This is a genomic window from Shewanella eurypsychrophilus, assembly GCF_007004545.3.
Lineage (GTDB): Bacteria > Pseudomonadota > Gammaproteobacteria > Enterobacterales > Shewanellaceae > Shewanella > Shewanella eurypsychrophilus.
In genome coordinates this window covers 1,414,561-1,433,527 of record NZ_CP045503.2, presented here as the reverse complement: position 1 = coordinate 1,433,527, position 18,967 = coordinate 1,414,561, and the positions used below count along the sequence as shown (strand labels likewise).

Sequence of the window (18,967 nt, the reverse complement as noted above, 5' to 3'; positions counted from 1 at the left end):
AACCTACCGACAAGCAAAGGAATGTTTATGTTATCCAAACCTGTTTATGAAGTACTTCCCTTAGGCTATATCAGCGTAGGTACATTAAGCTTGCTCATGCTAGATCAAGGCTTCGCTATCGTTTCAGCCTTAGTCATGTTCTTCATCGGGGCACAAATCTATAATATGCGTTCACAAAACAGGCGCACCGATCCATTGAGAAAACGAAAATCAGGTGTATGGCCAAGCTCAATCTATAACCTTACACCCTTTATTTACTTGTTAGTGGCAACCTTAATTTTTAAATTTTTACCTTCAGGTATTGGCCCAATAGCGGGTATCTGTTTAATGACCTACTCTTTGTACATACTCGTTAGACGCTCTTCATACCGACGCCATTGTTTACCTTGTTCCCAGAGATATCCAAACTTTTAACCGTCGATGATTACTCCAGAATAAGAAGTTTTATTTTCGCTCTTTGCTCATCTGTCATATTCTTCAAATAGTTTGAGCAACGAGTGATAGTCGCAATACTAATTTGAAACTCCCCCGCTATTTGGCGTTGGCTTAATTGACCACTCAAAAGTGCTTGAAACACTTTAAGACGGCTGGCGATAGCACTGCGTTCATCTTCTGTGAGTAACAATTCAAATAACTCTATAAGTGCCTTATGATCATGGTGAGTTACCACCTTCTCCAACACTAATCCCCATTCAGCTCTCATAAACTCTCCTGCGTACTGGTCAACCATTACGTTAGTGTATCAACAAATGCGCTTAAGCCAAACTTATCGACAAGATTATTCTAGAAGATTCTGCCGTTTTTAATATGAGTCATAACTTGTTGCATCTTTACATGTAAACCCTTGAGTTTTTGGATAGTATCTGAATACAAAAACAGAATACAATACCCTAGACAGATCACATAACCAGAAAAAACGTGAGAGCAATACTATGAATAAAAATTTCAAAATGACCATCTTAGCTTTACTATCAGGTACTCTTTTTACTGCTGCAGTACAGGCTAATAACTTTAAAGAAACTGATGACGCCATCGATTACCGTCAATCAGCTTTCAGCCTAATGGCATACAATTTTGGTGATATGGGCGCGATGTTAAAAGGTAAGAAGCCTTTCGATGCTGAAATATTCGCGATGAGGGCACAAAATGTTGCAGCACTATCTAAGCTTCCATTAGAAGGCTTTATTGCTGGCTCTGATAAAGGCGAAACTGGCGCTTTGGCTAAGATATGGGCTGATAAAGCTGATTTCGATACACAAATGAAGACCTTGCAAGACAATGCTGCCGCATTGGCAATAGCTTCAACTTCAGATGACAAAAAACTTATAAAGCAGTCATTTATGAGCGTAGCTAAGAGCTGTAAAGGCTGCCACGACGTTTATAAAAAAGACTAATCGCTAAATTGTAAGTTGAAATAAAAAGGCTAGAGTTTGATAACCCTAGCCTTTTTATATTTAAACCCTTATACCAATCGGAAAAAATGTTTTACAACATCTGCACCATTGGCCAAATAAGATAATTACCCACAAGTGTTGCCAAAGCAGAAAATAATGCCAGAGCAATAAAAACCGACCTGAACCCCAGCGACACATTCGCTGCTTCAGAGATGTTTTTGTAGCCAGTGATCATTGGCAGAATAAGCTTATCGCCTTTAACCGTGTGAACGAGCACGGCTAACACATGAATCGATGCCAGCAATAAAATAATATTGAACGTCTGTTTATGAAGCCAGGTTAACCATAAAGCCGTGTCACTGGCCACATAACTATAAAGAGGCCCTTCGGTAAATATTTCATCGGTAGCAAACAAACCTGTCGATAGCTGTAATGTAACCACAGCGATAAGTGCTATAACCATATAGCCCCCTAACGGGTTATGCCCAACGCTAGATGACACACCATGACGTTTTATACTTCCTACATACTGAAACACGGTTTTTGGGTGTTTAATAAAATGGCTAAACTTAGCGGTATCTGAGCCAACAAGCCCCCAAATAATTCGAAAAACAATCAATACCATTAACGAATAAGCTAATACTTGATGCCAAACAAGTTCTCCAGCATCAGCCGACCACCATAAGCCTGCTAGCAGACCAATCATTCCCCAATGGAATAATCTGGTAGAAATATCCCAAACTTTTACTTTATTGTTCATTATTTACCTAGCTAAACCTAACGACTAGCCCCGAGATAGGGACTAAAAAGATGTGTTGCTGATGATATTTGAAGAAGAATGGAGAGGCAAGTCTACAAAAGTAACTAAACTTATCCATTCAAATATGAGCCTGTTTTCAGCAGTTATCAAGACTTTTTAGGGCGTTTTTTACAAAAAATGTCTAAGTGATCAAATTAAACGCGAACAGGTAAATACAGCGATTAAAACGTGATTTAGATCACGACTTTCGTGGCTGAGATTGGTAGTCTGAATTCAAGGAAACAACAAAAGGTTCAATATATGACAAAGATTACAAGCAAACACCTTGAAGTTACTCCACTTATCCGTGAGCGTATCGAAGCACGTTTAGAAAAGCTATCTAGACATGATATTCAACTCATTAATCCCCACGTGATCATCATACAAGAGAAGCAGCAATTCAAAATCGAAGCTTCGATAGGGATCCCGGGACACAAGTTGTTTGCACAAGCCAAACATGATGACCTTTACTCGGCAATAAATGCCATGGGTCAAAAGCTTGAAAAACAACTCAACCGCCAAACTCATAAACCAGAAGCTCAACGTCATACAAATTTAAAGCGTGCAGAAGAGTCGGTTGATGCTAATTTAGATAATGAAATCGAAAATGAATTCGAAAAAAACTATGCAGCTTAACCCACTAAATATGATAACCACTTATTGATAATAGTGACGATAAAACAGCCGATTATTAGATTCGTCATTTGAAGTTAAAATCTGCTAAAAACAGAGCGAAACCCCTTCACCATGCTATTATTAAGATATGGTGAAGGTAGAGAATAATTATTTTCACTTATTAAGGAGGATGCCGTTTTTATATACCCTGTAAGCGTAGTGAAGCTCACTTAGAATCGCTTTATAAAGCAACATCGGTGACAGGCTAGCAGCCCGCTATACGCTTAAATTAAATTGAAGCTTCACATGAGATTTTATCGCTCTACTTTCCACAACTTAGGTGGCGAAGCATGGCAACTCTCATACCACAGTGGAGAAAATGATCGGTTTGGGAAAAGTTACATTTCAATTAGTACAAGGGGACAGGCGATATACACGCCATAATGCGGCAAGGCTACAGACAATAGCATAAGCTATGCAATGGCCAATAAGCTATAGCAGCTAACACGCCTGATTTTGTAAATAACGCTTCTCACATTGCAACACTGAGACGCTAGAAGCCTAAACATCACTTCCCATACAAAAATGACGAAGTGTTTGATTGCTTCAAACTGGAATAACAGAAGGCATACTACACAAAAGATCCGTTCAATCGTTATATAGACAATGTAAAACGTAACATGAACACAGGCTATGACATGCCAGTAATGCAGCGACGGCTAATGACACAAGCGACAGCAATGCATTCGGCCATAATGCTAAAAACAGCAATGATGCCTGAATCTTAAATGATTAATTCTTCATATTTTTTTGAGGTGCTTATTGAGTCTTAAACTTCGCTTCCCTTCTTAAATAGGTCAAGAAGCTAAAAAATAAGATTCAGTATGAATTAGGAGGCACACACAGTTTGATATTTATTTCGTTTCATTCCAAAGCGCACTTCAGGTGCGCTTTTTTAATTCTTCTCAAAACATCCCATAAAAAGTTATCTCGCAATTTGCATAAGTTTTCATTGACACCACAGAGCACGAGCTTTAATTTGTAATGATGAAATTGTTTAGCGACCACTTTTTTACTTTCTTTTTTATTCCCCCCACCTTGGGAGGCGGAATTTCGGTGTAAAAACGAAAGTGAAAATTCCAAAGCCTCCCATTAGGGGGGCTTTTTTGTAATCAAATTTTGTAAATTTAAATCGCGATATAGAGGGAAGTATGAGCAAACCACAGGCTTTGAATCAGACACGTGAACAGATCACCGCTTTAGATAAGGACCTATTGGCATTATTAGCAAAGCGTCGAAATTTGAGCCTGGATGTAGCTCGCAGTAAAGAGATCGATATTCGTCCTATTCGTGATACTCAAAGAGAAAAAGAGCTGCTGGCAAGACTCGTTAAACAAGGTCGAGAGCAAGGTTTAGATGCCCATTATGTCATCTCTCTATACCAAAGCATTATCGAAGATTCGGTACTTAATCAACAAGCCTATCTACAAGGAAGAGCTAACCCAGACTCTCAGAAGCAACAATATTGTGTCGCTTACTTAGGTGCTAGAGGGTCCTACTCATATTTAGCGGCTAGCCGATATTGCGATAGACGTCAGGTCGATATGCAAGACTTAGGATGCAAAAGCTTTGATGAGATTGTCCAGGCTGTTGAATCTGGCCATGCTGACTATGGTTTTCTTCCTATTGAAAATACCTCTTCAGGCTCAATCAATGAAGTCTATGATGTACTCCAACATACTAGCTTGGCTATTGTCGGTGAAACAACCATAGAGGTCGGACATTGTTTACTAGCCAAAACAGGTTCAAACCCTAAAGATATAAAAACGGTCTTTGCCCACCCTCAGCCGATTAGTCAATGTAGTCGTTACCTTGCGCTACACTCAGAATATAAACTCGAATATTGTTCTAGCAGTGCTGAGGCTATGGATAGAGTCATGGAGTGCAGTGATAACAGTGTTGCCGCCATTGGCAGTGCCGAAGGCGGCGCCCTTTATCAACTTGAAGCTATCGAGCAGGATTTAGCTAACCAGAAGATCAACCAGAGTCGCTTTATCGTTGTTGCGCGCAAAGCAATTGCAGTTCCTGAACAATTACCTGCTAAATCGACACTGATCATGGCTACAGGCCAAAAGCCTGGTGCACTAGTTGAAGCGCTGCTGGTACTAAAAGCGCATAACCTCAATATGAGCAAGCTTGAATCTCGTCCCATTCCTGGTACACCTTGGGAAGAGATGTTTTACCTCGATCTTGACGCGAATTTATCCAGCCCGGACATGCAATCTGCATTAAAAGAATTAGAGCGTATTACTCGATTTATTAAGGTATTAGGTTGTTACCCTTGTGAAACCGTTAGCCCAACTCAACTCACTAATAGCCAACTGATTATTGAACCAGACACCAGCAGAGCACAAAACTCAAATGATGAGGCTGTAAAGCACACAGATATTCAACAGCAAGTGTTACGCTCAAGTAAGGTACATAAACCGCAAGCCTCCCAGATGAGCTGCGGACAATTACAAATTGGTGATGGGCAATTTGGTGCATTAGCCTTGCTATCTTTACCACAAGAAAGTCAGTTATTTAGCCAAAAAGCTAAAACCATAAAAGAAGCTGGTTTTCAGGCTATCGTGATCGAAGGTTTATCACGACAACAAAATGTTGAACAAAGCATTATTGAATTCAAAAAATCTGTATTTCAATTTGGCTTAGAGTGCATCATAGCCGTTGAGCACGAGGCTGAATTACAATTAGCTGCAGAGCATGGCACTATACTGCTCATCACAGGAAAACAGATGCACAATATCGCCTTATTAAAAAAGGTCGGTTCCCTGCATATGCCTGTCATTTTAGAGCGTAATACTATGGCCAGTGTTGAAGAGTATCTTGCAGCCGCCGAGGTTATTTTGAGCCAAGGAAATCAACAGCTCACCTTATGTGAATCAGGAATAAGAACGTTTAATGATTCGCTTAAACCCTCTTTAGACCTTGCCGGTTTAGTCGAGCTTAAGAGTTTATCGCATCTGCCTATTTTGGTTAATCCTAGTTACTCTTCTACGCCTAATACTTTACTGGCTCACTCAAAAGCTGCCAAGCAACTTAATGCTGATGGTCTAGTGTTGAATTTTTCATCTAATACAGAAATCTTTAATTCAGAGCTTAAAAGCCACAGCGAGCTGCTAAGGAATATTTACAGCTAACAGGCTTAGCATTCCCCCACTAAAAAAGAGGACACATGATGTCCTCTTTTTGTGGCTTACTTGCAGATAAAATCGATAGCCTAGCGTCTATATTGCAACACCATCGCTGAGATTAAGCCAGCCTTTGAGAATTCGATGACAAAACCAAAGCGTAGCTGTCAAACAAATTACAAAACTCAACCAAACTTGGGTTAACGACAAGCCTATGCCTCCAACTAACATAAAACCTATGATTGAATGCCTTTGCCACCTAAGATGAGAGGAAAGCATATCACCAGAGCAAGAGGTATTTTGCCCCAAATTGATAAATAAGCCGACTAAGGTAGGTAAAAAGAAAACAGGAAAGGCTGACATCAAAGCATATAGAAGATGCGCTAAACTTGGATCGTCTACTGATGCTCTGTGCAAGGGTGTCGATAACATAGATAATCTCCAAAAACGCTAAGTTAAAGATGAATGAGCTAGACTCATCTCTAACAATACGTTGTCAAAGGCTTTTGCGCAAACTCAGCACAGTAAAAAATCAACAGAAGTTACATTCGTACAATAATACCCTGCATGATATTGCTGGTTCTAGCGGGCAAAGTTGCTAAACCATGTCTACAAGGCTAACGTCACATCACTCTTTAGCTTAGTCGAGCATGCCAACACAAAGCCTTGCTCAATCTCATCCGGGGTCAATGTCATCTCGCTGCTCGACTCAGTATCGCCTTCTAAGACCTGACACTTACACGCTCCGCAAACTCCTGAGCGGCAGGCTGCGATAATGGGTAAGCCTTCGGCTTCAATCCCTTCAAGTAAGCTTTGATCTTGACTCATACTTCTGCGGCGATCACCTATGCTGAGCATAAAACCTGCTTGCTCTGATACGGCATCCAGATCAGTCGCTTTATCTCCCTCAGAGGCTACCACTGCGCCACCAAAGCTCTCTTGGTGATACATAGTCATATCGAAACCTATCTCTTCTAATAGAGACTTAACCCCTTTCATGAAAGGTTCGGGTCCACAGACAAAAACTGTTCGCTGGTGAAAGTCTTTAACTAGGCATTGAAGGCTATCAGCATTGATTCGACCAGATTCACAGGCTACCGAGCTCTCTAGCTGCTCAGCACCGGACTCAAGGATCATACTAAGCTTGAAGGCTGGGTTATTGTGATTAATTCTATCTAAATCAGATTTAAAGATCAGATCATCTGGACTCTTAGCACAATGTAGAAATGCAATGTCGGCGCCAACCTGAGTATCAGTTAACCAGCGTGACATAGAATACATAGGTGTAATACCACTGCCAGCACTCAAGAACAGAAACTTATCGGCTTTAATATCAACCAGGTTAAATACACCGTCCGGCCCGGTTGCAGTGATGCTATCACCCACCTTGAGTGAATCGGCTAAATGGTTCGATACCAGTCCACCTTCAATACGCTTAATTGTCACCACGATAGAGTACGGACGAGAGGGGGATGAAGATATCGTATAACTACGATAAGTTAACTGGCCATCAATTTGAGTCTTGAAAGTTAAAAATTGACCAGGTTTAAACTGAAACTTTACCGGCTGAGCACCTTGAAAACGAAAGCTAATCACATCATGGGTTTCATGCCACCTTTCTACACATAAAAGTTCAACTTCCCCATGCTGCCAACTAGGAGAGGTAAGCTGCAACTCATCAGAATATGGTTTTGAAATCGTATCGGTAGTCATGATGTTCCCACGAATTTATAAAATATTGAAATAGAGGGCTAAAAATTGAAAAGTTAACTGACCAGCTTGTATCTGTCTCAATGACGAGATACAAGGCATGGTCAGTTATTTCACTAGCAGATTAAGCGACGTTTAGCATTGTCTTAAGATCTTCTTCTGCAGTCGATGTATTACGAAGACCAAATTTATCTTCCAATATTTTAAGCAAGTTATCGGTTAAGAATGCCGGAGGTGTTGGGCCGGTACGAATATTCTTAACGCCTAATGATAAGAGTGTCAGCAAGACAACAATTGCTTTTTGCTCAAACCAAGAAAGCACGATGCTTAATGGCAACTCATTGAGCTCACACTCAAATGCTTCAGACAGAGCAAGAGCAAGCTGAATCGCTGAGTAGGAGTCATTACATTGGCCAATATCTAGCAAACGCGGGATACCGTTAATATCACCAAACTCAAGTTTGTTAAACTTAAATTTACCACAACCCAGAGTCAGGATCACAGAGTCATCAGGTGCCTGAGTCGCGATATCAGTGAAGTAGCTACGCTCAGCCTTATCACCATCACAACCGCCGACGAGGAAGAAGTGCTTAATAGAGCCATTTTTCACGTTCTCAACCACTGCTGGAGCGGCTGCCATCAATGCATTTCGGGCAAAACCTATGGTGATAAGATGGGGGATCTCATCATAAGTGAAGCCATCAAGCGCTAATGCTTTCTCGATAACTGGCGTGAAGTCATCACCCACTAAGTGAGTCACTCCCGGCCAACCAACGATACTACGAGTGAAGATACGATCTGCGTAGTTGCCTACATTCGGATCGACAATACAGTTAGAGGTCATCACTACCGCACCAGGGAAGTTAGCGAACTCTTTCTGTTGGTTCTGCCAAGCACTACCATAGTTACCCACTAAGTGTGGATATTTTTTAAGCTCTGGATAAGCCAATGCAGGTAACATCTCACCGTGAGTAAAGACATTGATGCCCTTACCTTCAGTTTGCTTAAGAATAATTTCAAGATCGACCATATCATGGCCAGAGACCAAGATTGCCTTACCTTTTATCGCAACGGTATTTACCTGAGTTGGCTCTGGATGGCCGAAGGATTCTGTCTCACCTTCATCTAACATTGCCATCACTTTGTAGTTTAACTGGCCAATTTCCATTGATGTAGCGAAAAGCTTATCAGCATCCACTGAATCTTCACCAAGGAAAGCCATAATTTCATGGAACTGGCCTGCGACTTCATCATTAGTCTGGTTAAGAACGCGTGCGTGCTCCATATAAGCAGCCGCGCCTTTTAGTCCGTATAAACATAAAAGGCGAAGACCTAAAATATCTTCGTGAACATCGCCACGGTTCGGAGCAGCCAATGGAGCTTGAGCGATCATCTCAGGCTTTGAAGTGGCTAAAATTAATTGTGCAGGAGCACTCAACTCAGCAGGTGTAACACCTTTAGCAGCACAAGCACTCTCATAGGCAGCTTGCAAGCGGCTACGGTAAACGTTAGCTTGCTCAATATACTCGACGAGTCTAGCATCATCGAAGTTAACGTTGGTCAAGGTCGCAAAGAAGGCTTTTGGCACATAGGTGTCAATTTCATGATCGATAATATCGAACTCACGCGCCTTTACTGCGTATGCAGATACGCCTTGAAGTACATAAATAAGTAGATCTTGTAGATCGGAAGTTTCGGCAAGCTTGCCGCACATTCCCTGAGAATAGCTACAACCATTTCCTGCTGGGGTTCTAATTGTTTGCTCACACTGAATACAAAACATTACGACTGCTCCTATTTTTAATCATGCTTTTTATTTGCATGTTATAGGGCGATTATAAATCGATTAGTGTCAGCTTCGAAGCAATATTAATTTTAATGATGAAAACTATGAGATAGATCAACTTCCTAATTCACTAATAAACCGAGGGGAAAAGTAGTGATTAATGTAAATGACTCGGAGGCGGAAGCTGATAATTTTAAAGTATGTTAGCGCAGAAAAATGATAACTGAGTACGATATGTGTAAAAAAACGGCAGCAAAGCTACCGTTTAAGACGTATAAATTAATCTAGTCAGTCTTCATGTCATTAACTGACTGCAACATGGCACGGCTTTCACGCTGAAACTGTGGTGCAAAATCACCAAACCACTGTGCGACCTCTTTAAACTGATCCACAAAAGCATTGCGGTCCCCAGCTTGAAGCAGAGACAAAGCTTGCGAGTAATTGTCTAAATAGTCTCCGATTGCTTGCATGCTCTCTTTCTGCGCGAAAATAATATCGGCGTACAGCTCAGGACTCTGTGCAAACAAACGCCCCACCATCGCGAGCTCTAACCGATAAATAGGTGAGCTAAATTGCAACAATGATTCGATATCAGCTTCCTCTTTGTAGAGGTTTAATCCATAGACAAAAGAGGAAAAATGTCGCATCGCCTGAACCAGTTGCATGGCTTTATCATGTCTCTCAGGTTCGGCTTCAACTATTCGTGCACCCCAGATCTGGATTTGCTCCAATAACCACTGATATTGTTCACTGTCACGGCCATGGCAGACTACAACAACTTGTTTAGCAAGGCTGCCAACATCTGGACCAAACATAGGATGAAGGCCGACGACAGGCCCTTGGTGTGCTTCAAGCATTGCCTTTACCGGCTCACTCTTAACCGAGGTTAAGTCAGCCAAAATACACTCTGCTGATAAATTCGATAATTTATCCTTTATCAAGCTACAGGTGATCGAGATAGGTACCGTCACTATCACTAAACCTGCACCATCAAAGATCTCTTCAGCACGTGCCCAATCATCTTTATCAAGCACTTTCACCTGATAGCCTGAAAGCGTTAGCATCTGAGAAAATAGACCACCGAGTTTCCCCTCACCGCCAACAATAACCACATGACCGAGATCGGGATTAACCTGTTTAAAGCCAACATCCTTCTCGTTAAGGTATGACTCGCGCATTAAACGCCGTAAGATATCCTCAATCAATTGAGGCGATACATTCATACTCACAGCTTCACCGCGACGCTTTGCCAACATCGCAGCCTCACGCTGTGGAGCATAGATGGGCAAGCCTGCCCCATGCTTAACCGCCCCAACCTGAGCGACCAGATCTAAGCGCTTTCTTAATAGGTGCAGCAGTTGCTGATCGACACCATCGATCAAACCTCTTAGGTTTTCTAGATCAGCCGTAGTCTTTTCATTCATTAATCATCTATCCATCAAGAAAGCGAAATTGGTTTGTTTTTAGTACAAGCATACGATAAACAGCCAAATCATATTGTATTTGGCTGCAACATGACTTTTAGGCATTTACCACTTTAGGCATCTCAAAGCGGCTAGCAAGTACTAACGATAAGCTTGCGGCGCCATCACGCAATAGTACTTCAGTAGCTTCCCAATCAATACACGCATCAGTCACGGAGACACCATACTCGAGTTCAGCCATAGGCTTGTTGCTGCTTTGATTCCCCTCTTTGAGGTGACTCTCAAGCATAACACCAATGATTGACTGATTACCTTCACTAATTTGATTAAATACGTCTTCGCACACGGCGGGTTGTTTACGGTGATCTTTCGATGAATTACCATGACTACAATCGACAATCAAACGCGCATTGAGTGCAGCACCATGCAGTTGCCTTTCACATTCAGCCACACTAACGGCATCATAGTTTGGTGTTTTACCACCGCGTAAAATGACATGGCCATCAGGATTGCCCGCTGTTTGTAGCAGAGCAACTTGCCCCTGCTGGTTAATCCCCATAAAGCGGTGGCTACTGGCAGCAGATTCTAGCGCATTGATTGCAACAGCGAGCTTGCCATCGGTACCATTCTTAAAGCCGACAGGCATAGATAAACCCGATGCCATCTCTCTGTGAGTTTGAGATTCAGTAGTACGAGCACCAATCGCAGACCAAGTGACAAGCTCTGACAAGTATTGCGGGCTAATCGGGTCTAACGCTTCTGTCGCCACAGGTAAGCCGAGTTCTGCTAAGAAGATCATCAGTTCACGAGCTTGACGTAAGCCTTTCTCGACATCGAATGACTCATTCATATCAGGATCATTGATCATGCCTTTCCAGCCGACTGTCGTTCTTGGCTTCTCAAAGTAAACACGCATCAGGATGTAAAATTCACTACTAAGCTCATCATGAAGTTTCTTAAGCTTAAGCGCATACTCCTTCGCAGATTTAATATCATGGATAGAGCAAGGACCGCAGACAATCAACACTCGGTTATCACGCTTATGAACGATATCAGCGACTGTCTTACGTGCATTCAATACGTAATGGTAAGCATCTTTAGACAGAGGTAGCTCAAGCTTCAACTCCTGAGGAGTCACTAATACTTTTTCTGAACTGATATGAACATTGTTAATTGTATCTTGCTGCATACTACCCACCTGAGGTCTATCCGTTATTAATTGGTTCCGACACAACCCGTATCGCCGTACTGCTACACCATTACACCTGAGAGCTAACTATGCCTGTGGTTTAAAATAAGATCAAGCAAGATCTGTAAACTAAATAAAAATTGATGGGGTAGAGGAAAAGTTCCTAGGTTTTAGACGCTAGGAAACTAGGAAGCGGCTCCTCTTTTTTGTCCTCTGTTTTTTCCTCGAACCGAGTAACTCAACACTTTCTCAGCCTTGTCTCGTGCCTTATAACTTTAATAGAGTAGGTTTGGTATCCAGTCGATATTATCCAAATATAATAAAGCTTCATTACTTAACGGGTTATTTTGAAGATCAACCGTTTGTAGTTCACCGTTCTGCATCAAATCGATAGTTTCAAGATGATTTTGTGAGGCCATCAATACTTGTAAATAGACATTAGACTGCAACTCAATACTCGTTAGCTTATTTTGACTGACATTAACTATCTCAATATTAGGGTTTTGACTAATGTCGAGATTGGTTAGCTGATTATCATAAACAAATAGGTTAATTAAATTGGTTAACTCACTGATATCAAGTGATGTTAGCTTCCCTTTAGCAAGGTGGAGTTCTACAATTTCATTTGAATACTGCAAGTCAATCTGCTCCACAGGGTTATCAAATAGGTATGCCTGTTTCAAATCAGCTAGGTGGCTAATATTTAGTGATTGGATCCCATTGTGAGCTAAGTCAATTGATTCTAATTTAGCATTGTTACTTAAATCTAAATTCGTCAGTTTTTCGTTAAACCATAGAGTTAGTTTTTTCAACTCACTGTTGTGGCTAAGGTCAAACTCTGTGGCCACCGAGTGTAGGATATCTAAGGTCTCAAGTTGAGTTAGCAGTTCTATCCCCTCGAGCGAATCTATTAACTCATCATTACAATTTAAACTCTTCACATCCGCGATGGTCAGCCAATCTCCCTGCTCTCGGGCGAAATCAAAACAGCTCTGCATTGCAGGTGAGGAGAATGAAATAGTATCGAGCTCACTAGGCTCCTCTATTACATCATCACTACTACAGGCTGTAAGAGCCAATGAACTAACGGCTAACAAAAAGATCGAAAATGAGGTATTTACCTTAGGTAGGTAGGCTGGCATAAATAAGTTCCTTTTAACTGTTTGAATTCCCATCGCTGTCAAATGTATATCTATTTATAGATACAGCTCAAGAGAAATTAAACGGAGGTAACAAATTGATACTTAATGAAATAATCTTCTAGTTTGAGGTTTGAGGTTTGAGGCACAAAAATATAACTTCATGGATTGAAGCTAGTCTAAATCCACTTCTTTGCTTTTGACTTGCCTCGAGTCTCGCAACTTTCGTAACCTTCCCTCGAATCTTTGAGCTAAAAGCTGGATTCCGGCCACAAGCACGCCGGAATGACCTGTGGTTTTGATTTGCTTATGGCTTTCTCTGCTCTATCTCGAGACTTATCGCTTTCTCAGCTTAATCTTTAACTCGCAACTCGACACTTTCTTAGCCTTGTCTTGTACTCGAAAACTTTTCTTTTCCTCTAGATCACAAAAACCCGCCATAAGGCGGGTTATTGTGCGAACACTGCATCTTTTCTTACTGCGTACTACTAAATTACTTAGTAGCTAGCTTCTCACGGATACGTGCAGACTTACCTGAACGCTCACGTAGATAGTAAAGCTTAGCACGACGAACACGGCCGCGACGCTTAACTTCGATGCTAGAGATGATTGGGCTGTGAGTCTGGAACGCACGCTCAACACCTTCACCATTAGAGATCTTACGTACTGTGAATGCAGAGTGAACGCCGCGGTTACGCTTAGCGATTACAACGCCTTCGAACGACTGTAGACGCTCTTTACCGCCTTCTACAACTCGTACTTTAACAACTACTGTGTCACCTGCACCAAACTCTGGTACATCTTGCTTCATCTGCTCTTCGTTGAGCATTTTAATGATGTTATTCATGAATAAACTCCATTACTAGATATAACTGCACGTAACTATCCGCCTTGGTTTGTTTGTTCAACAAACTCATTTAGTAGCTTCGTTTGTTCGTCAGTCAGAGCTAGATTTTGTAATAAATCTGGCCGTCTTAACAAAGTTCTACCGAGACTTTGCTGTAGACGCCAGCGTCTAATATGTTCGTGGTTGCCACTTAACAACACTGCCGGTACATCTAGACCATCCAAGGTTTCAGGACGAGTATAGTGGGGACAATCCAATAATCCATCAGAGAAGGAATCCTGCTCTGCCGAAGCTTTTTTTCCTAGTACACCAGGAACAAGCCGTGATACTGAATCAATCAGAGCCATCGCAGGAAGTTCACCGCCCGAAAGCACGTAATCTCCTATTGACCACTCTTCATCCACTTCAGTTTGAATAATGCGTTCATCGATACCTTCGTACCGTCCACACACTAAAATCAAACTGTCGGATTTAGCTAACTCTTCGACGCCCTGCTGTGTCAGCTTGCGCCCTTGAGGAGAAAGGTAAATCACCTTCGCACTGTCGCCAGTCGCAGCTTTTGCTGCATGAATAGCTTCGCGTAAAGGTTGCACCATCATTAACATGCCAGGGCCACCGCCATAAGGTCGGTCATCCACTGTCTTATGTTTATCATGGGTGAAATCTCGAGGATTCCACGTTTGCAACTCAAGCAGGCCATTTTTAACGGCCCGACCCGTTACTCCAAAGTCTGTTACGGCGCGAAACATCTCAGGAAACAGGGTTACTACCCCTAACCGCATATGTTCTACCTCGACTTAAAAGTCCGGATCCCAATCCACTGTGATCTGTTTTTCCGTTAGGTTCACCTCAATGATGAACTGCTCGGTGACAAAGGGGATCATACGTTCCGCTTTGCCGAAGCCATCTTTCGCATTAGCTTTAACAAACAATACATCATTCGATCCTGTTTCCACGATCTCCTGAACCTTGCCCATGTTATAGCCTTTGGTATTTATCACTTCACAACCGATAAGATCTCGCCAGTAGAACTCGTCTTCTGGCAAAGTTTGCATCTGTTCTGCAGCAACCGCAATCTCACAATTAGTGAGCATCTGCGCGTGTTCCCGTGTTTCTACACCCTCAAGACAAGCGACTACCGCTTTACCCTGAAAACGCCACTGGAGCACCTTAACCTCGCGCCATTCACCCTGCTCTTTAATCAACCAAGGAGAATAGTCAAAAATACCTTCAACAGAATCGGTATAGGTAGTGATCTTCAACCAACCCTTAATGCCATGACTGGAACCTAATTTGCCCAGTACGACAGGTTCTTGTTTACTACTCATCAATCTATACCTTAACGCAATTAAGCCGCAGCTTTACGAGCGTCTTTGATCAGCTTTGCTACACGATCAGATGTAGCAGCACCAGTTGCAACCCAGTGCTCAACACGAGCTAGGTCTAAACGTAGAGTTTCTTCCTGGCCACGAGCCATTGGGTTGAAGAAACCAACACGTTCGATGAAACGACCGTCACGAGCATTACGGCTATCAGCAACTACGATGTTGTAAAATGGACGCTTTTTTGCGCCGCCACGAGCTAAACGAATGGTAACCATGCGTCTTTTATCCTCTAATGATTCGCTTCTAAATGAAGCAAAAATAAAAACTGGAACCCCGTGTTCGCGGAAAGTTCCAGATAGAAAGCCGGACGATTTTACCTTACTCGCCAGCGAATGCAACCAAATATAGCAATTGTGATTAAAGTCTATTCAATATAATCAAAATTACTACTAATAATTTTATAGCTAATTCCTACTGCAATGCGTCATTGGCAACGAAATAGTCACAGTAAATAAAAAGCCCATAGACAACAATATTAGCATCTATGAGCCATAAAACGTTTGAAACAGTTACTCTAACGACCCGGCATCTTCATTCCAGGAGGTAACATGCCACTTACTGATCATACAGACATCATCATCTCTGATAGTGACATGCCATTAAAACACCTGCTAATCTCAATTTAGCGACCCGGCATCTTCATTCCAGGAGGCTACATGCCACTTACTGATCATACACACATCATCATCTCTGATGGGGACATACCATTAAAACACCTGCTAATCTGAATCTAACGACCCGGCATCTTCATTCCAGGAGGTAACATACCACTCATGCCACGCATCATCTTTTTCATGCCGCCTTTAGCTGACATCTTCTTCATCATCTTCTGCATCTGAGTGAACTGCTTTAGTAGACGGTTCACATCTTGGATTTGCGTTCCAGATCCCGCCGCAATTCTACGCTTACGTGACCCCTTAATGATATCTGGGCGTTTACGCTCACCGGGTGTCATCGAGCTAATGATGGCTTCCATTTGATTCGTCATTTTGCCACTTTGTACTTGAGCTAACGCTTCGGGTGGCAACTGGCCAACACCAGGCAATTTTTCAATCATGCCCATCATGCCGCCCATATTTTTCATTTGACTCAGCTGTTCACGGAAATCTTCAAGGTCGAAGCTGCCGCCCTTCTTCACTTTAGCTGCGAGCTTCATCGCCTTGTCTTTATCGACGCCGCGTTCTACTTCTTCAATCAGTGACAGTACATCGCCCATACCTAGAATACGTGATGCTACACGATCTGGATGGAAAGCTTCTAATGCGTCGGTCTTTTCACCGACACCTAAGAACTTAATTGGCTTACCTGTAATATGACGGATAGATAATGCTGCACCGCCTCGGGCATCACCATCGACCTTGGTTAGCACCACACCGGTCAGAGGCAGAGCTTCATTGAAAGATTTTGCTGTGTTAGCCGCATCTTGACCCGTCATGGCGTCAACAACAAACAGGGTTTCGACAGGGTTAGCCGCAGCGTGCAGCGCCTTTATCTCATCCATCATGCTTTCATCGACGTGCAAACGGCCTGCAGTATCGACTATCACCACATCGATAAACTTAAGCTTGGCATGTGCTATAGCCGCATTAACGATATCGACTGGTTTTTGACTAACATCTGATGGGAAAAATTGTACATCGACTTCGATAGCCAAGGTTTCTAGCTGCTTAATCGCCGCAGGACGATAAACATCGGCGCTCACAACTAGAACAGATTTTTTCTCTCGCTCGCGCAGAAACTTACCCAGTTTAGCAACACTGGTGGTTTTACCTGCACCTTGCAAACCCGCCATCATGATAACGGCTGGCGGCTGAGCCGAAAGGTCAAGCCCTTCATTGGCTTCGCCCATGGCATTTTCAAGTTCACTCTGAACTATCTTAATAAATGCTTGACCGGGACTTAAACTTTTAGAGACTTCCTGACCCACTGCACGCTCTTTTACACTGTTGACGAAGGCTCGTACAACAGGTAAAGCGACATCGGCCTCAAGCAGTGCCATACGCACTTCTCTAAGCGTTTCCTTAACATTATCTTCTGTTAAGCGACCACGACCACTGATGTTTTTCAGCGAGCGTGACAATCTGTCCGTTAAGTTCTCAAACATTATCGCGTTATTACCATGATAGAATTTACATTTATTGGGCAGCATTATATACCCAAGCCAACTCAAGATGCTAGTTTCTGAACTCGTTGAACCACTGCAAATTGAGAAGTACATCAGAACGGCTTATTCCCTGAGCGAAAATAGTCACCGTGTAACTCAATCCTCAATCATGCTGCTATGAATGTTGTTCCAAGCAAAATTAAAGTGTAAAAATTGGGTCTAACGCTCAGAAAGGACTAATTTTTGTACCTCTATCTACTGCACAACTCACCTACGCTCGTGTTACTCTAGGAGTAAGATTAAAAAGAAGCCTTCGCTTGCATCTCGCCCACTTATTAATGGTGAGTTTCGCAGTCCCGTAGCAAACAAAACGATAGGTTAATACTTAATGGTTATATTTTCCGCTTCAGCCATGTTCTTCTACTGCATAGCCTTAGTGCTAGTCGCTGGCCGCCTTTTTCATTCAGAAGGCCCTAATCGCCGTCTAGTCGCTGGATTTGCAGCAATTGGTGTTGTGCTACATGCTGCTGCACTTTCTCAGGCAATAATGACAACAGATGGGCAAAACTTTAGTCTGACCAATGTCATCTCAATGGTGAATTGGATCATCACCTTTAGTTTTACTATTTTGTTATTCAGGCTCAAAATGATCGTTGTTGTACCTGTCGTCTATGCCTGCTCAGTGATTTCGGTCGCCTTATTATGGCTAGTACCACCAGAGTATATTACCCACTTCGAGATCCACCCAGACATCTTGGTTCATGTTGTGCTTTCACTCATGGCATACAGTGCGCTAATGATTGCAGCTCTCTATGCGATTCAGCTGGCTATCATTCAAAATCGCTTGAAGAGCAAAAAAATGATGTTGAGCCCGGCCATGCCACCACTGATGACCGTTGAAAAGCAGCTCTATCACCTCGTCATCGTTGGCGTGATTTTATTAAGCCTAGCATTGGCAACAGGGTTCATTTTCTTAGATGATATGTTCGAAGAGGGCAAAGGTCATAAAGCGATACTCTCTATATTGGCGTGGTTTACTTATATTGCTATGCTGGCTCAGCAATATTGGGTGGGGTGTAAGATAAGAACTGCTGTGCTTTATACCTTAACTGGTGCTAGCTTACTTTCTTTAGCTTATTTTGGTGCCAGAATAGTTAAAGAGTTAATATTAACTTAAGCGAGCTCAGTTTAAATAGCTAGACTAACCAGCCAATGTGGGTTGCAACCTATATTGGCTGTTTTGTTATCGGCAGCTCAAGCTTGACACCCTAGTCAATTCACTGTAATTACTAGCCTTTAACCCAAACGGTTAATGTGATGAAATCGATAAATGGCTGGCCAAAATAGTTGGTTATCGAATTAAAACATTTACTTAATTACATTT

Annotated in this window: 18 protein-coding genes and 1 other annotated feature; of the genes, 5 read left to right on the top strand and 13 right to left on the bottom strand. The window is 42.3% G+C overall.

From position 1 onward, the window contains the following. Window positions 1-27 precede the first annotated feature (27 nt). On the top strand, window positions 28-414 hold the full coding sequence (locus FM038_RS06010) for a hypothetical protein (protein WP_142872416.1): 387 nt from the start codon (window positions 28-30) through the stop codon (window positions 412-414). Window positions 415-424: 10 nt separating this feature from the next. Here the strand turns inward: FM038_RS06010 and trpR are convergent, their stop codons facing one another. Next, entirely contained in the window at window positions 425-703 is a 279-nt protein-coding gene (gene trpR / locus FM038_RS06005) for a trp operon repressor (protein WP_223293009.1), read from the bottom strand. 229 nt (window positions 704-932) lie between these two features. Here trpR and FM038_RS06000 point away from each other — a divergent pair, with 229 nt between their 5' ends. After that, entirely contained in the window at window positions 933-1,394 is a 462-nt protein-coding gene (locus FM038_RS06000; RefSeq protein WP_142872414.1) for a c-type cytochrome, read from the top strand. Window positions 1,395-1,485: 91 nt separating this feature from the next. On the opposite strand, the gene FM038_RS05995 is transcribed toward FM038_RS06000, so the two are convergent. Continuing rightward, window positions 1,486-2,154, bottom strand: coding sequence for a cytochrome b/b6 domain-containing protein (locus tag FM038_RS05995; RefSeq protein WP_142872413.1), 669 nt, complete (start codon window positions 2,152-2,154; stop codon window positions 1,486-1,488). 300 nt (window positions 2,155-2,454) lie between these two features. Between FM038_RS05995 and hpf the strand changes: the two genes are divergently transcribed. Continuing rightward, window positions 2,455-2,829 (top strand): ribosome hibernation-promoting factor, HPF/YfiA family, encoded by a 375-nt coding sequence (gene hpf, locus FM038_RS05990; protein ID WP_142872412.1) that lies wholly within the window; start codon window positions 2,455-2,457, stop codon window positions 2,827-2,829. 1,028 nt (window positions 2,830-3,857) lie between these two features. Further along, window positions 3,858-3,979, top strand: a sequence feature (Phe leader region). Window positions 3,980-4,019: 40 nt separating this feature from the next. Further along, a complete protein-coding gene (locus FM038_RS05985; RefSeq protein ID WP_142872411.1) occupies window positions 4,020-6,008 on the top strand; it encodes a chorismate mutase in 1,989 nt (662 codons plus the stop codon). Window positions 6,009-6,095: 87 nt separating this feature from the next. Here the strand turns inward: FM038_RS05985 and FM038_RS05980 are convergent, their stop codons facing one another. The 11 genes from FM038_RS05980 to ffh form a co-directional block, all read right to left on the bottom strand. Beyond that, window positions 6,096-6,431, bottom strand: a complete 336-nt coding sequence (locus FM038_RS05980; RefSeq protein WP_142872410.1) for a hypothetical protein — start codon at window positions 6,429-6,431, stop codon at window positions 6,096-6,098. Between the two features lie 177 nt (window positions 6,432-6,608). Continuing rightward, window positions 6,609-7,712, bottom strand: coding sequence for an FAD-binding oxidoreductase (locus FM038_RS05975; RefSeq protein WP_142872409.1), 1,104 nt, complete (start codon window positions 7,710-7,712; stop codon window positions 6,609-6,611). A 121-nt stretch (window positions 7,713-7,833) separates the two neighbouring features. After that, on the bottom strand, window positions 7,834-9,492 hold the full coding sequence (hcp, locus tag FM038_RS05970) for a hydroxylamine reductase (protein ID WP_142872408.1): 1,659 nt from the start codon (window positions 9,490-9,492) through the stop codon (window positions 7,834-7,836). A 287-nt stretch (window positions 9,493-9,779) separates the two neighbouring features. After that, window positions 9,780-10,919 carry a bifunctional chorismate mutase/prephenate dehydrogenase gene (gene tyrA / locus FM038_RS05965; RefSeq protein ID WP_142872407.1) on the bottom strand — a complete coding sequence of 380 codons (1,140 nt, stop codon included), beginning with the start codon at window positions 10,917-10,919 and terminating at the stop codon, window positions 9,780-9,782. Window positions 10,920-11,016: 97 nt separating this feature from the next. Beyond that, window positions 11,017-12,108, bottom strand: a complete 1,092-nt coding sequence (locus tag FM038_RS05960) for a 3-deoxy-7-phosphoheptulonate synthase (protein ID WP_142872406.1) — start codon at window positions 12,106-12,108, stop codon at window positions 11,017-11,019. A gap of 275 nt (window positions 12,109-12,383) precedes the next feature. Continuing rightward, complete coding sequence (locus FM038_RS05955; RefSeq protein WP_142872405.1) at window positions 12,384-13,250, bottom strand: leucine-rich repeat domain-containing protein; 867 nt, start codon at window positions 13,248-13,250, stop codon at window positions 12,384-12,386. 490 nt (window positions 13,251-13,740) lie between these two features. Further along, window positions 13,741-14,094 carry a 50S ribosomal protein L19 gene (gene rplS, locus FM038_RS05950; RefSeq protein ID WP_142872404.1) on the bottom strand — a complete coding sequence of 118 codons (354 nt, stop codon included), beginning with the start codon at window positions 14,092-14,094 and terminating at the stop codon, window positions 13,741-13,743. Window positions 14,095-14,129: 35 nt separating this feature from the next. Beyond that, window positions 14,130-14,876 carry a tRNA (guanosine(37)-N1)-methyltransferase TrmD gene (gene trmD / locus FM038_RS05945; RefSeq protein ID WP_142872403.1) on the bottom strand — a complete coding sequence of 249 codons (747 nt, stop codon included), beginning with the start codon at window positions 14,874-14,876 and terminating at the stop codon, window positions 14,130-14,132. 15 nt (window positions 14,877-14,891) lie between these two features. Then, the gene (gene rimM / locus FM038_RS05940; protein ID WP_142872402.1) at window positions 14,892-15,422 is read right to left on the bottom strand and encodes a ribosome maturation factor RimM; all 531 of its coding nucleotides are present in this window, start codon (window positions 15,420-15,422) and stop codon (window positions 14,892-14,894) included. 20 nt (window positions 15,423-15,442) lie between these two features. Further along, window positions 15,443-15,694: a 30S ribosomal protein S16 gene (rpsP, locus tag FM038_RS05935; protein WP_012141506.1), complete on the bottom strand. Its 252-nt coding sequence runs from the start codon at window positions 15,692-15,694 to the stop codon at window positions 15,443-15,445. 515 nt (window positions 15,695-16,209) lie between these two features. Continuing rightward, window positions 16,210-17,583: a signal recognition particle protein gene (gene ffh / locus FM038_RS05930; RefSeq protein WP_142872949.1), complete on the bottom strand. Its 1,374-nt coding sequence runs from the start codon at window positions 17,581-17,583 to the stop codon at window positions 16,210-16,212. A 388-nt stretch (window positions 17,584-17,971) separates the two neighbouring features. On the opposite strand from ffh, the gene FM038_RS05925 reads away from it, so the two are divergent. Beyond that, window positions 17,972-18,760 (top strand): cytochrome C assembly family protein, encoded by a 789-nt coding sequence (locus FM038_RS05925; RefSeq protein ID WP_142872401.1) that lies wholly within the window; start codon window positions 17,972-17,974, stop codon window positions 18,758-18,760. Window positions 18,761-18,967: the final 207 nt, after the last annotated feature.